Genomic DNA, 13,225 nt, shown 5'->3' with positions numbered 1-13,225 from the left:
GCGCGGGCGGGAGCGGGGAGTGAGGAGACAACTCTCGCTTGACGCACGGGTGTTCCGCGGCGGCGCCCATCGGCTGTCTGGCGTGGTGGCCCCGGCGTAGACTCGCGGCTGCTGGACGAGCGGTATGACGAACCCAGGGGGACACGGGCCGTGCACGACTTCGAGGATCCGGCCTGGGGGCCGCTGCCCGTCCGGTCGGCCGCACTGCGCTGGCTGCTGCTGCTCCCGCTGACCGTGCTGGTGCTGCCGCTGTGGTGGGTGGTGTGGATCCTCTTCGCGCTCTGCATGTACGGCATGGCGTCGGTGGTCCAGCTGGTCGTCTACATGCTGCCGCGTACCGAGAACGGCGCGATCCGGATGCTGGACGCCACGCTGGGCCGGGTGCCGTTCATCCCGCGCTGGTGCGTGACCCCGGTGGCGCTGGTGCGGGAGGGCGACACGGCCTACTACCGGGCGCGCATCGACCGTCTCGTCAGCAGGAAGACGCGGTTGGTGGAGACGTCGCACGGCCTCCAGCGCGACCTCGAACTCGGCGTGCACCGCTACCGTGGCGCGGGCGCCGGTTACGTCATGCACGTCGCCTCCGCGCAGGGCTGGAACCTCCACCCGGTGCTGCGCTCGCATCCCCGGCGCCGACTCCGGCTGCGCCACAGCGGGCGCCCGTAGACGGCGGCACCCCCGGGCGCCGCCGTGCGGAAAGCCCGCCCGCATTCCGTACGAGCGCCGCTTTCGCTTCCGAAAGGAAGCCGCTTTTCCGCGGTGATACCTGAGGTACCTGCGGCCCCCTTTCCGGGGTGAACTATTCGGAGTGTGACGGGATTTGCGCCGCGTGCGAGGGCGCGCGTGACCGCAACTGGCCTTCTCCTCCCGTGGTAGAGTTTCGACGGACTCGCAGGACGCCAAGAAAAAGGGGAATGGCGTGAACACCGAGAAGGTCACGGCTCGACGTCTTACGGCCGAGGAAGCCTCGCAGTTGAGCCTCCGGGACGGCATCTTCGTCTCCGCGGAACTGGATGCCCTTTCTCTCGACTGCTACGCCCCGGCTTTCCTCACCAGGCCGGGTGAGAAATTCGAGGGAGGCTCCTTCACCGCCAGGACGGTCTTCGGCCAGGAGGTCACCACCCTGCCGGACGACGCCGAGGGGCGCGGGATCTGGGTCGCCGACGAGAAGGGGGAGGAGATCGAGGTCCTCAAGAGCGCCGGTGTCCTGCTGAACCTCGCCCTCTTCGTCCCCGAAGGGGACCTGGGCTCCCTGGAGTCGCTCTACTCCGCCGCACGGGACGCCTTCGGCGTGGGGATCGTGCAGCGCTGGAGCGAGGAGGTCGTCGCGGTGCCCGACGTCAAGGTGGACCTGTTCGAGGAGCCGATCCGCGGGCGGAAGAGCGCGGGCGCCCAGAACCGGGACCGGCGCGCCCTGGACATCTATCCGACCCGCGTGCGGTTCCTTGAGCCCAGCGACGGCTGGAAGTTCATCGTCGAACCGCACAAGGAAGTCGTCGATGACACGCCGACCATCTGACGCGTCGCCGCCCCGCGTATAGCGAAAACGCTCGACCGGATTCTTCCGGTCGAGCGTTTTGCGTGAAGCGGCCGAAATGATGGCGCGGTGCGGTCAGGGAATGCCGGGGGAATTACTGCCGGGTCGGCGGTCGCATTTCCCTATTCCTCGGGCGGGCCATGTCCCGCGCTCAGCAGATGGTGACGACACGCGCCCAGGACGGCGCGGGTTTCGGGACGTATGCGGGATTCTCCTCGTTCACGGGGCGGGCGGAACGGCTGAAGAGGCCGACGACCGTGCGGCAGGGCGGTGGCGCGGAGGGCCACGGGGTCTGCCCGTCCGTCAGCGCGACGATCACGTCGGGGCGCGGCCGGGAGCGGAGCGCGCGGGCGAATCCCGCGCGCAGGTCCGTTCCCCCGCCGCCGATGAGTTCGATGTTCTCGGCGCGGCAGAGCGGGACCGCGACCCCGGCCGCCGCGTCGCAGGAGAGCACGGAGACCAGGTCGCGCCGCCCGCCAACCGCCCGGGAGATCGCCGCCACCTCCAGCAGCGCGCTGCCCAGTTCCGCGTCGCTCACCGACCCCGAGGTGTCGATCACGACGCAGACGCGGGGCGGCGTACGGCGCAGGCTCGGGAGCACGACGCCGGGGACGGCGGCGGACCGCCGGGACGGGCGCCGGTAGCTGTGGTCGTCGCCACCGCCCGCCCCACCCGCCGCCGAACGGACCGCCGCCCCCAACAACTGCCGCCAGGGCTGCGGCGGATGGAACGCCTGGTCGGCCCAGCGGCGCCAGCCCTCGGGGGCGTCCCCCGGGCGGCCCCTGATCCCCTCGGCGACCCGGAAGCGGATCGCGTCGCGCTGCTGTCGGCTCAGCCCGTGGGCGCCGTCCGGGCCCAGCTCCCACGGCCGCTCGTGCCCGTCGGCGCCGCTGCCGCAGTCCAGCCAGGCGAGGTCGGCGGCGAGCCCCGACATCGGCGCCCGCCGCAGGTACTCCTCCATGAGCAGCGCGTCGGGCAGCCCCAGCAGCGACGGGACCACGGCGCCGGTGGGCAGGGGAAGGCCGTCGCCGTAGATGTCGTCGTTGATCTCGAAGTCGGCGGCGATGTTGCGCCGCAGCCGCTCGCCCGGCCCGAACTCCCCGTGCTCGCGCGCGTACCGCTCGCCTCGGCCGTGGTGGTCCCTGAGCAGGTGGGAGACCTCGTGCACCCAGACGCCCGCCAGTTCGTCCAGCGGCGTGCGGGCGACGAAGCCGGGCGAGACGTAGCACCGCCAGTGCATGTCCACCGCCATCGTCGGCACCGACCTGTCCTCCACGACGTGCAGCGCGAACAGCGCCCCCGCCAGGTAGGGGCGTACCTTCACCGCGTGCAGCCGGGCGGCCAGCAACTTCTCCGTGTCGAGGTGGAGTTCTCGCGTGCCAAGGCGTGACGGCGGGCGCCGCGTCGTCCCCGTCATCGCCGCGCCGTCTCGGCCGTGACCCGCTCGACCGACCGGTCGGCCCGCCGGGCGAGACCGATGACCCCGGCCAGCCGTTCCACCGCCTCGGGCACCTCCCAGTCGTCGCGGCGCAGGGCGGCCAGCGCCGTGGCCGGGGCGACCAGGAGGTCGGGTGCGCCGGTCTCCAGCGCGCGGACCAGCACCGCCCAGCCCGCCTCCCAGCGCGCCCGCGCCGGGCGGGCCCCGACCGCGGCGACCACCGCCTCAAGCGCCGCCTGCCGCAGGTCGCCCCGTACGGGCAGGTCGGCGGCGGCCGGGTCGGCGAGGAGGGACTCCGGGTCGGGCAGCTCCAAGCGGTCGAGGTGGGCGAGGAGTTCGAGCCCCGGGCCGTCCCCCACCGCGCCCCTGACGAGCAGCGCCAGCACCTCACGGGAGACGGAGGCCGCCGTGCCGAAGGCCAGCAGCGTCAGCGCGGCCTCCCAGCTGCGGGGCGAGGGCCAGGCGCCCCCGCGCCGCGTCTCTGTGGTCGGCAGCCGGTGGATCAGCGTGGGCCTGGCGTCCAGGAAGCCGCAGACCGCGTGGCGGGCGTAGGCCACGGCGTCCGGCAGCCGCTCGCTCACGAGCCTGGGCAGCTCGGCCCGGGGCCAGGTGCCGCCGAGGCCGCGCACCACGACGTCGCGGTCGTGCACCCAGTGGAGGTGCACGAAGCGGTTCGCCAGCGGTGGGCTCAGCTCCCAGCCGTCCGCCGCCGACGCGCGGGGGTTCGCGGCGGCCACGATCCGTACGGCCGGGGGAAGTTGCAGCGCGCCGACCCGCCGTTCCAGCACGACCCTGAGCAGCGCGGCCTGGACGGCGGGGGTGGCGGTGGACAGCTCGTCGAGGAAGAGCAACCCCCGCCCGGCGCGGACGAGTTCCACGGCCCACCGGGGCGGCGCCATCGCGACCCCGCGCTCGGCCGGGTCGTCGCCGACGAGGGGGAGGCCCGAGAAGTCGGTCGGCTCGTGGACGCTGGCGATCACGGTCGTCAGCGGGAGGTCGAGCGAGGCGGCGAGTTGGGTGAGGGCCGCCGTCTTGCCGATGCCGGGCTCGCCCCACAGGAGGACGGGCAGGTCGGCGGCGACGGCGAGGGTGAGGGCTTCGAGCTGCTCGTCGGGGCGCGGTTCGGTGGTGGTCGTCCGCAGCCGGGCCAGGAGGTCGTCGGCGAGGGCGAGTTGGGTCACGGGCGCGGGCAGGGGGGCATTGGGCGTCATGGCATCACCTGGGGGAACGGCGGAACGGGGCGGCCCGTCCCGGAAGTTGAGGAGAGAGAGGCGTCAGGCCAGGGCGGTACGGGGCCGGGCGCGGTTGGTGCGTTTGCCGCGCGTCGCGGGCGGCGTACGGCGGTCGAGCCGCTGCCGGTGGTCCTGATCCGGGCGCCGAGTGGCGGGGTCGGCGGCGGGGTGCCCGGGGACCAGCCCCGAGCGGAAGAGCCCGTGGTCGATGCGGCGGGCCACGGCCGTCTCCAGCGCGTCCCTGAGCGGTCCTTCACGCAGGACCGCGCCGGGGCCGAGCAGCCCCTCGACCACGGCCAGCGCCCCGGCGACGTCGCCGTGGGCGAGCCGTTCACGGACCGCGGGCAGCGCCTCCGGGTCGCGGTGCGCCGCGTCGATCGCCCGCAGGCACGGCAGGGCGGGCCCGCCGAGCGCCACGAGCAGTTCCTCGCGGCGCAGTTGGGCCGGGTCGTGGTCGATCGCCGTCAGCCGCCCGTCCCGCAGCGCGATCCTGTGGATCTCGCCGCGGCACTCCACCCGGTGCGGATCGCCCGGCCGGACGGCGGGGGCCGCCTCAGGTGCGGTGCCGCCCGGCGGGTGGGCCGTGGCCAGGGCCGCGGCGACGAGCGGGTGCAGCAGGTCGGTCGTGATCAACCCGGCCCGCAGCAGCCCTAGATCGGGGAGGACGCGTGCCGCGGCCTCGGGCAGCGTCGGGAGCGCCGCGACCACCTGGGGTGGCAGCGCCTCGGGCAGCGGCCGGAGCGTCGGGGCGTGGCTGTCGTCCGGGGCGACGAGTTCGAGCACGGTGCGGTCGCGCGCGCCGAGCCGTACGGCGAAGGCGCCCCGGTGAAGTCCCTCGGCGCGCAGCAGGAGTTCGGCCTCGGCGGCCCATCGTTCACGGGCCCACGCCGGGTCGTCTGCGGGGGCCGACACGCCGCATCGCGTGGCCAGTTCGCCGCTGCGCGTGGCGTCCCAGAGGTGCGGGTGCAGATCGAGCCGGAAACGCCGGTCGGGGTGCGGGTGGGGATGGTGGCGCGGGGTGCCGTCCCCCTGCCCTTCCCACAGGGCAAGGGAGATGCGCTGGCCCCCGTCCGCCCACGTCGGCGGTGTCCGCACGACCAGGTGCAGCGGGGTGGCGCCTGGGCGGTGGTAGCGCGCGAGGGAGAGGGTCAGGCCCGGCCTGAGCCGTCCGTCGGGGGCGATCCTCGGCATGTGCCAGCGGAGCAGGTCGGGTGCCAGCCGACGCAGGTCGGCCCGCAGGCGGGCGGCGAGTTCGGTGCCGTGGCGGTCGCGCACGGCGCGCGGATCGAGAGCGACATCGACGCGGGCGGCGGCGCAGGCCCCCGCCCAGTCGCCGACCGCACGCCGTGCGGTCGCGGTGTCGATCATGGACGGTGGCACGGCGTACATGCGCACGCGCTGCCACATCGAGAGGTGGGACGGAATCGGGTCCACGAGGCGGTGTGCCATCAGCACTCACCTTGCGCGGACGATTCCCCCGATCTGTACGAGGAGTTGTCGTTCATCGCGGGCATCTTAGGCACGACGGCACGGATCTGTCAGGCCCCCTCCCGTGCCCGCGTGTGACGGCGGTCGGAGCACAACGGTCACCGTCCGGTCGCATTCGCCGCGTGGAGCGGTCATGGACCGCTGTGAGCATCCTCGGCGTCGCCAGGAGACCCGGGCGTTCCCCGCAGAGAGGCTCACACCGTGTCAGCGCAGCCCGTCACGGCCGTCCGAGGCCAGGAATCACCGCTGGAACCGATCACCGCCGCCGCGTACCGCCGGTTCCTGGCGACCCGCGAGGGCGCGGCGCTGAACGCCGCGTTCCTCCAACTGCCCTCCTGGGCCGAGGTCAAGGACGGCTGGCGGGGGCAGTGCGTCGGCTGGGGGCCAGACCCGGCGTCCGGGCGGCTGTCGGGGGTGGCGCTGGTGCTGCTGCGGCAGGTGCCCGGCACGCGCAAGTACTTCGCGTACCTGCCGGAGGGGCCGGTCGCCGACTGGGCCGACCCGCACATCGACGGCTGGCTCGCCCCGCTGCTGCGGTATCTGCGCGAGGCGGGCGCGTTCGCGGTACGGATCGGTCCCTCGCCCGACTACCGCCGCTGGAGCGCCGCGCGGGTCAAGGGGGCGACCGGCCCCGGGCGGCGGCTCGCGGACGTCCTCGCGAGCGAGGTGGACCCGCTGGGCACGGCCGTCGCCGAGCGGCTGCGGGCGCGCGGCTGGCAGCGCTGCGGCGGCGAGGAGGACGGCGACGCGCAGCCGCGGCACGTCTTCCGCATACCCCTCACCGGCCGCACGCCGGACGACCTGTGGTCGGGGCTGAACCAGGAGTGGCGGCGCAACGTGCGGCGTGCGGAGAAGTCGGGCGTCGAGGTGGTGGTCGGCGGCGCGGCCGATCTGCCGGACTTCTACCGGCTGTTGAGGATCACGGAGATGCGTGACGGGTTCCGCCTCGGGCGGTCGCTTGCCTACTACGAGCGCCAGTTCGCCGCCTTCAACGCCGAGGAGCCCGGCAGGATGCGGCTCTACCTCGCGCGTCACGGCGGGGAGACGCTCGCCGCCCACACCATGATCCGGGTGGGCGGCCGGGTCTGGTACCAGACGGGCGCCTCGGCCGACCACCGCCGCGAGGTCCGCCCGTCCAACCTGTTGCAGTGGCGGATGCTGCTCGACGCCCAGGCGCTCGGCGCCGAGGTCTACGACATGCGCGGCATCCCCCCGACCCTCGACCCCGACGACCGCGCGTACGGGCTGCTGCGCTGGAAGCTCGGGACCGGCGGCGACGTCGTGGAGACCCTGGGCGAGTGGGAGAGGCCGCTGGGCGGCACGGCCAACCACGCGCTGTACCGCATGTTCCAGACGTACCTGGCGCGCCGGTGACGGCCGCGCGCGCCGAGGCGGTCGCCCCCGGCCGGGCGTCGCGGCGACGGGCGCCGTCCGTGCTGCGCAGCGGCGCCGTGATGGCCGCCGGGTCGGTCGTGTCGCGGGCGACCGGGTTCGCGCGGTCGGCCGTCGTCGCCGCCGCGATCGGCGTCGGGACGGTCGCCGACGGGTACGCCGTCGGCAACTCGCTGCCGACGATCGTCTACATGCTGCTGATCGGCGGGGCGCTGAACGCCGTCTTCGTGCCGGAGCTGGTCAGGGCGGCCAAGGAGCACGCGGACGGCGGCGCCGCGTACACGGACCGGCTGCTCACCGTCTGCGTGCTCGCCCTGCTGGCGCTGACCGCGTGCGCGGTGTGGGCGGCGCCCGCGATCGTCGATGCGTACACCGACTACCCGCCGGGCCGGACGGCGATGACGGTCGCCTTCGCCCGCTACTGCCTGCCGCAGATCCTGTTCCTCGGGCTGTTCACGCTGCTCGGCCAAGTCCTCAACGCGCGCGGGTGCTTCGGCGCGATGATGTGGACGCCCGTCCTCAACAACGTCGTCGTCATAGCCGTCTTCTGCCTCTACCTGGCGGCCTTCGGCGCGAGTGACGGGGGCACGCTCGACGCCGCAGGGACCGCGCTGCTCGGCTGGGGGACCACGGCGGGCATCGTCGTCCAGACCCTCGCCCTGCTGCCCGCGCTGCGCGCCGCGCGCTTCCGCTTCCGGCCCCGCTTCGACTGGCGCGGCAGCGGGCTCACCAGGCCGCTGCGGAACGCCGGTTGGCTGGTGCTGCTGGTGCTCACCAACCAGGCCGCGTACTGGCTGACGACGCGGCTGGCGACGACGGCGGGCCTGCGGGCCGAGGCGGCGGGGATCGAAGGCGGCGCCGGATTCAGCGCGTACAACAACGCGTACCTCCTGTGGGCCGTGCCGCACGGGATCATCACCGTGTCGCTGATGACCGCGCTGCTGCCCCGGATGAGCGCGGCGGCGGCCGACGCGGACACCGCGGCCGTGCGGCGCGACGTGTCGTACGCGCTGCGCGGGAGCGCGGCGGCCGTCGTCCCGGCGGCGTGCGGGCTGTTCGCGCTCGCGCAGCCGGTGATGGCGCTCGTCTTCGGGTACGGCGGGACGGACGAGGCGGCCGTCGCCGTCATGGCGGGCACGCTGATGGCGTTCGCGCCAGGACTGGTCGCCTACAGCGGGCAGTACGTGCTCTCCCGCACGTTCTACGCGCTGTCCGACACCAGGACGCCGTTCCTCCTCAACCTGGTGACCGTCGCCCTCAACGCGGGCCTGTCGGTGGCGGCCTACGCGACGCTGCCCGCGCGCTGGGCGGTGACCGGCATCGCGGCCGGGTACTCGGTGGCGATGTGGGCGGGCTGGGCCGTCACGGCCCTGGTCCTGCACCGCCGCCTGGCGGCGACGCGTGACGCCCGTACGGGCCCGGCGCGCGCCTTCGCGGCGCAGGCGCGGCTGCTCGTCGCCGCCGTCCCGGCCACGGCGCTCGGGTACGGCGCGGCCCGCTGGGCGGAGGCGGGCGGGGCCGCCGCGTCCGCCGGGGCCGGGGCGGCGGCGATCGGCGCCACGTTCGTCCTGCTCGCCAGGCCGCTGCGGCTCACCGAGATCGACGCCCTCGTCACCGGCGCCGTCACGCGGCTGCGCCGCCGCCACCCCTCATGACCCCGGCTGCCCTCTCGGCCGCCCCCGACCCTCTGGATACTGTGCCCATGCCTCGGTTGCTCCTCATCGAAGACGACCCCTCCGTACGCGAGGGCGTGGAACTCGGCCTGCGCCGCCGCGGCCACGAGGTGCGGACCGCCGCCACCGGCGAGGCCGGGCTCGCCCTGCTGCGCGAGTTCAGGCCCGACCTGCTGCTGCTCGACCTGATGCTGCCCGGCATGAACGGCGTGCAGGTCTGCCGCAAGGTGCGCGAGGACAGCCAGCTGCCCGTCATCATGCTCACCGCGCGCGGCGACGACTTCGACGTCGTCATCGGCCTGGAGGCCGGCGCCGACGACTACATCGTCAAACCCGCCCGCACCGAGGTCATCGAGGCCCGCATCCGGGCCGTGCTGCGCCGGTTCGAGGAGCCGGGCGGCGGGCGGCCCGCCGTCGAGTTCCACGGCGAGCTGGCCATCGACCGGTCAGGGCTCGGCGTGGCCAAGAACGGCGAACGGCTCGCCCTCGCGCCGTCCGAGATGAAGCTGCTGCTGCACCTGTCCGCCGCGCCGGAACAGGTCTTCAGCCGCCAGCAGTTGCTGGAACACGTGTGGGAGTACGGCTTCCACGGCGACACACGGCTCGTGGACGCGTGCGTGCGGCGGCTGCGCAACAAGATCGAGGACGTCCCCGGCAACCCGCGCTACATACAGACCCTGCGGGGCTTCGGCTACCGCTTCGGGCCGCTGTGAGGTTCGGGGCCTCGCGGCGGCGCACCAGGGCCACCGGCGAACGGCGCCGCTCCTTCGGCCTGCGGACCCGCCTCGTCCTCGCGTTCCTGCTGGTGGCGGCCGTCAGCGCGGGGACGACCGCCGCGCTCACCTTCCGCGAGGTGCGCAACGCCGTCCTGGCGACGGCGCAGGACACCGCGGTCTCCTCCTTCCGCGACCAGGTGCGCGAGCTGGACTTCTTCCTGCCCGTCAACACCACCGAGCTGGTCGGCACGCTGCGCACCCTCGCCCGCAACGGCAGGCCGCACCCGTGGTACGTCTACGCCGAGTACGGCTCGGTCCGCGCCTCGTCGGGCACCAACCCCACGTCCACGGTCATCACGCCCGAGCTGCGCCGCACGGCGCACGCGGACCCGCAGGGCAGCTTCCAGCGGGTCGTCAAGGACGGGGTGCCGTACCTCACCATCGGCATGCCGGTCGTGTTCGAGCTCGGCGCGAGCACCGTCGCGCCGACCGGGATCGTGCTGTACGCGGTGATGCCGATGCCCGAGGAGCAGGCGAACGTGGAGGCGCTGGCCGCCGCCGCGCGGGACGGGGCGCTGCCCGGCCTCGCCGTCGCCCTGGTGGCCGCGCTGGTCGCCGCGCGCGGAGTGCTGCGTCCGGTGCGGGAGTTGCGGCAGGCCGCCCGTTCCATGGGCAGCGGCCGTCTCGACACCCGGATCGCGGTGCGCGGGAGCGACGAACTCGCCGATCTGGCAAGGACGTTCAACGAGTCGGCGGGCGAACTGGAGCGCTCGGTCAACGAGTTGCGGGAGGCGGAGGAGCGCGCCCGCCGCTTCGCGTCCGACGTCTCGCACGAACTGCGCAACCCGCTCGCGGGCATGCTCGCCGTCACCGAGGTCCTGGACGAGGGCGCGAACCGGCTCGACTCCGACACGGCGCGCGCGGTCCGGCTGATCAGCACGGAGACCGGGAAGCTCGCCGTGCTGGTGGAGGACCTGATGGAGATCTCCCGGTTCGACGCCCGCGCCGCCGAGCTGAACACCGACGAGATCGACGTCGCCGAGACCATACGCAGGACGCTGGGGCAGCGGCGCTGGACCGACCTGGTGCGCACCGAACTGCCGGACGGGATACGCGCCGTGCTCGATCCGCGGCGCTTCGACGTCGTCGTCGCCAACCTGGTCGGCAACGCGCTGCGGCACGGCGGCGCGCCCGTCACCGTGACGCTGCGCACCACCACGGGGGCGGACGGCACGGCCTGGCTGGTCACCGAGGTCGCCGACCGGGGGCCCGGCATCCGGCCTGACGTCCTGCCCCACATCTTCCACCGCTTCTACAAGGCCGACGCCGCCCGCACCCGCTCGGTCGGCAGCGGCCTGGGGCTCGCCATCACCCTGGAGAACGTGCGGCTGCACGGCGGCACCGTCCGGGCCGCGAACGGGCCGGGGGGTACGGGCGCGGTCTTCACCGTCGAGATGCCGCTGCGTACGGGGGAGGCGCCCGCGTGAGGCCACGTCGTCCCGCTCTCGTGACCCTCGCCGCCGTCGCGGCGCCGCTGCTCGGCGGCTGCGGTGTGCCGGGTACCGGCGTGATCGGCGCCGGTGCCCCGGCCACCGCGGCGGTCTACCCGTATCCGCCGACCGGGATGGTCCTCTTCCTCCGGTCGGCGGACGGGCAGGCGATGCCGGTGGTCCGCTTCGCGGAGGACGCGCCGGACGTGCCGGGCCCTGGCGACTCGCCCGGTGTGTCCACACAGCAGACGGTCGCGGAACTGTTCGCCGGGCCGCTGGAGGAGGAGCGGGCGGCCGGCCTCACCGACGGGCTGCCCGACTTCCCGTTCGAGGGCATCCCCCTGGTGGAGCGGCACCCGTCGGGCGGCGTGGAGGTGCGGCTGCCGATCGACCTCGGCGACCTCGACGCCCTCGGACGGCGGCAGGTCGTGTGCACGATCGCGTTCACCGAGGACGCCGAGGGCAGGACCCGGGTGTGGCTGCGGGGGATCGAGACGGCGTTCGGGCCGGTCGTGTGCGACCTGGCGGCCGGGGGCGGCTAGGGCGCGTCTTCACCGGGGTCGTCCTGCTCGCGGCGTCTGGCACGCACGCTCGCTGCGTTGCCGCATCGCCCTGGTACGCCCGGTACGAGGACGATCCGGCGCCTTGCGCTCGCACGCACCGGACGCCGCGAGCGGCCGGACGCCCCCCGTGAAGACGAGCCCTAGACGGCGGCCCGGTCCGTGGCGGGGTGCTCGGGGTGTTCGGGGCGCCGCGGCGTCCCTGCCCTGTCCGACGCGGCGGGCCGCCTGTGCGCCAGGACGATCGCGGGCACCGCGGCGAGTGCGAAGAGCACGCCCGCCATGACGACGTAGGAGTGGACGCCGGTGGCGCTGCTCACCGGCGCGCCGTCGGCCGAGATCCCGGGGACGACGGTGGCCTTGAGCACCTCGTTCCCCGCGAAGCTGAAGACGACCGAGCCGAGGGCGAGCACGACCGACACCAGACCGGCCGTCGTGCCCTGCCGCTCGGGCGGTTCGAGGCCGGTCGCCAGGTTGTAGCCCGAGGCGCCGATCGCGCCCGCCGCCATGCCGACCACGGCGCCGCAGGCGACGGCCAGCGGGAGCGCCGACACGCCCGCCAGCATGGCGAACGTCCCGGCCGTGCCGAGGACGATGCCGCCGAGCAGCGGCAGCGCGGGGCCCGTCCGCCCCGCGATCCATCCGGCGCACGTGCCGCCGACGACGATGCCTAAGTTGGGCGCGGCGAGCAGCACCGCGACCGTCCCCCCGTCGCCCAGCCCGTAGCCGAGGCCGAGGCCGGGCGGCACCTGGGCGACGATGCTGGTCAGTTGCAGCATGCTCCGGAAGGAGCCCGCCGCCAGCACCAGGGCGAGCAGGGTCAGGAGGAGGGGGGCGCCGAGGGCGCGGAGGTCGATGACGGGGTCATCGACGCGCAGGGCGAGGGAGGCCCAGGCGGTCAACGCGGCGGCACCGGCCGCCAGGAGCGCGACCATGCCCGCCGACAGCCATCCGAGGTCGCTCCCGAGGCTGGTGTAGGCGAGCACCGCGCCGAGGCCGCCGCCGAGCAGGAGCGCCCCGCCGACGTCGATGCGGCCGGTGCCGCGGGGCGGCGCCTGCGGGATGGTGGCCCGTACGGCGAGGGCCGCCGCGGCGGCGAGCAGCGCGGCCACGGCGAACACGCTGCGGTGGCCGAACACGTCGATGACCGGCTGCATCACGAAGGGCTCGATGATGCCGACGACGGACGAGCCCGACGTCACGAGCCCGATCAGGGCCATCGCGACCCGGGGGGTGCAGATCCGGCGCGCGAGGGCGACGGTGATGAAGATCGCGGCGAAGGCGGCGCCTTGGAGGAAGCGTCCGGCGAGGAAGATCGGGAGGGTGGGGGCGACCAGGCAGACCAGCGCGCCCGCGCAGGCGAGGAGGAGGGTGCCGACGAGTATCCGGCGCGTGCCGAAGAGGTCGGAGCTCTTCGCGAGCAGGGGCGACCAGATGGCGCCCGCCAGCATGGCGCTCGCGCCGAGCCAGGCGGCCTGGTCGGTGTCGAAGTCGGCCAGCAGTTGGGGCAGGACCATCATGGGCGAGCCGATGGCCAGGTCGGCCAGGACGTTGGCGAGGGTGAGGACGGTCGCCCAGAGGACGAGCCGCTTGCTCCAGCGGTCCTCCTGGGCGCGGGGGGCGGGCTGTTCGAGGGTGTCCTGCACGGTGGGTTCCCTTCGGGGCGTACTGACGGCACGGCTCGTGCGGTCGGTGGTCG

Annotated in this window: 11 protein-coding genes; 7 read left to right on the top strand and 4 right to left on the bottom strand. The window is 74.5% G+C overall.

Features of this window, described 5'->3' with window-relative positions; translation table 11 throughout:
- The first annotated feature begins 150 nt into the window (after positions 1-150).
- Positions 151-666 carry a hypothetical protein gene (locus IF27_RS01065; protein ID WP_052847311.1) on the top strand — a complete coding sequence of 172 codons (516 nt, stop codon included), beginning with the start codon at positions 151-153 and terminating at the stop codon, positions 664-666.
- Between the two features lie 253 nt (positions 667-919).
- A complete protein-coding gene (locus IF27_RS01060) occupies positions 920-1,519 on the top strand; it encodes a hypothetical protein (RefSeq protein ID WP_052847310.1) in 600 nt (199 codons plus the stop codon).
- Between the two features lie 169 nt (positions 1,520-1,688).
- Here the strand turns inward: IF27_RS01060 and IF27_RS01055 are convergent, their stop codons facing one another.
- The 3 genes from IF27_RS01055 to IF27_RS01045 form a co-directional block, all read right to left on the bottom strand.
- Complete coding sequence (locus tag IF27_RS01055) at positions 1,689-2,954, bottom strand: vWA domain-containing protein (protein WP_052847309.1); 1,266 nt, start codon at positions 2,952-2,954, stop codon at positions 1,689-1,691.
- Positions 2,951-4,186, bottom strand: a complete 1,236-nt coding sequence (locus IF27_RS01050) for an AAA family ATPase (RefSeq protein ID WP_052847308.1) — start codon at positions 4,184-4,186, stop codon at positions 2,951-2,953. The genes IF27_RS01055 and IF27_RS01050 overlap by 4 nt, the downstream gene beginning before the upstream one ends.
- Positions 4,187-4,249: 63 nt before the next feature.
- Positions 4,250-5,656, bottom strand: coding sequence for a hypothetical protein (locus IF27_RS01045; protein ID WP_052847307.1), 1,407 nt, complete (start codon positions 5,654-5,656; stop codon positions 4,250-4,252).
- Between the two features lie 240 nt (positions 5,657-5,896).
- On the opposite strand from IF27_RS01045, the gene IF27_RS01040 reads away from it, so the two are divergent.
- From IF27_RS01040 to IF27_RS01020, 5 genes are read left to right on the top strand one after another with little or no spacing between them, the layout of a single operon-like run.
- Positions 5,897-7,069 carry a lipid II:glycine glycyltransferase FemX gene (locus IF27_RS01040; protein ID WP_052847306.1) on the top strand — a complete coding sequence of 391 codons (1,173 nt, stop codon included), beginning with the start codon at positions 5,897-5,899 and terminating at the stop codon, positions 7,067-7,069.
- Complete coding sequence (murJ, locus tag IF27_RS01035; protein WP_052847305.1) at positions 7,066-8,742, top strand: murein biosynthesis integral membrane protein MurJ; 1,677 nt, start codon at positions 7,066-7,068, stop codon at positions 8,740-8,742. Before IF27_RS01040 ends, murJ begins: the two co-directional genes overlap by 4 nt.
- Positions 8,743-8,789: 47 nt before the next feature.
- On the top strand, positions 8,790-9,473 hold the full coding sequence (locus IF27_RS01030; protein WP_052847304.1) for a response regulator transcription factor: 684 nt from the start codon (positions 8,790-8,792) through the stop codon (positions 9,471-9,473).
- Positions 9,470-10,963: a sensor histidine kinase gene (locus tag IF27_RS01025; protein WP_052847303.1), complete on the top strand. Its 1,494-nt coding sequence runs from the start codon at positions 9,470-9,472 to the stop codon at positions 10,961-10,963. The genes IF27_RS01030 and IF27_RS01025 overlap by 4 nt, the downstream gene beginning before the upstream one ends.
- Positions 10,960-11,508: a hypothetical protein gene (locus IF27_RS01020; protein ID WP_190232750.1), complete on the top strand. Its 549-nt coding sequence runs from the start codon at positions 10,960-10,962 to the stop codon at positions 11,506-11,508. Before IF27_RS01025 ends, IF27_RS01020 begins: the two co-directional genes overlap by 4 nt.
- A gap of 161 nt (positions 11,509-11,669) precedes the next feature.
- Here the strand turns inward: IF27_RS01020 and IF27_RS01015 are convergent, their stop codons facing one another.
- A complete protein-coding gene (locus tag IF27_RS01015) occupies positions 11,670-13,172 on the bottom strand; it encodes an MFS transporter (RefSeq protein WP_052847302.1) in 1,503 nt (500 codons plus the stop codon).
- Between the last annotated feature and the right edge of the window lie 53 nt (positions 13,173-13,225).

The organism is Streptomyces avicenniae, assembly GCF_000719135.1.
Classification (GTDB): domain Bacteria; phylum Actinomycetota; class Actinomycetes; order Streptomycetales; family Streptomycetaceae; genus Streptomyces; species Streptomyces avicenniae.
This window is presented reverse-complemented; position numbering and strand designations above follow the sequence as displayed.